Origin of the sequence: Vibrio gelatinilyticus, assembly GCF_022836845.1 — a bacterium.
Lineage (GTDB): Bacteria > Pseudomonadota > Gammaproteobacteria > Enterobacterales > Vibrionaceae > Vibrio > Vibrio gelatinilyticus.
Genome location: NZ_JAJNNZ010000052.1, coordinates 1 through 543, shown reverse-complemented (window position 1 = coordinate 543; position 543 = coordinate 1). Strand labels below are relative to the sequence as shown.

Here is a 543-nt window from a genome sequence, read left to right as displayed (position 1 = left end):
TATTAAAGGGATGCTTGGCATCTCAGCTAGTAACAAACCCTACTTCTAATATTACGGAAGTTGATTCGCAGCTTTTTAACGCTTTACTAAACGGCGCTGACGACTAACCCACCAAGCGCACATAACCTCAAACCAAAAGTGGCCCACGTATGGCGTCCGTTTGAGTAATTTGTTAGAAACTCACTCGCCGTGAACGAACGTCTTACAACACTGACAAAGCAACTACTGCCGTTAAACTCAAAGCAGCTGGGTTGCTGCACGTTGCTCTTAACTAGAGCATACTTTCAACATTGTTTACACTTGAGGTTTGCTAGAACAAGCCACCCACCTAACTCTCGGTGAAGGTAATTGCCACTAGAAAAACGAGCTGGACGTGACCAAATACAATGGCATATTACCCTTGCGCCAAAACTAAATGGCGACAACACCAAAGAAACTGCGATGACCAACACGAATTTGATGCTTAGATTGTGCTCACCGCATCAGCGAACGACGAACCAATTACCACCATTTGCTTTATGTTCCAGCAACCTTTCTAACGCC

The 543-nt window shown here is 44.8% G+C and carries 1 protein-coding gene; it reads left to right on the top strand.

Going from position 1 to position 543, the window contains the following annotated elements:
• Positions 1 to 348 precede the first annotated feature (348 nt).
• Positions 349 to 543: hypothetical protein (locus LNL84_RS19640; protein WP_244359559.1), on the top strand; the 195-nt coding region annotated here is incomplete at its 3' end.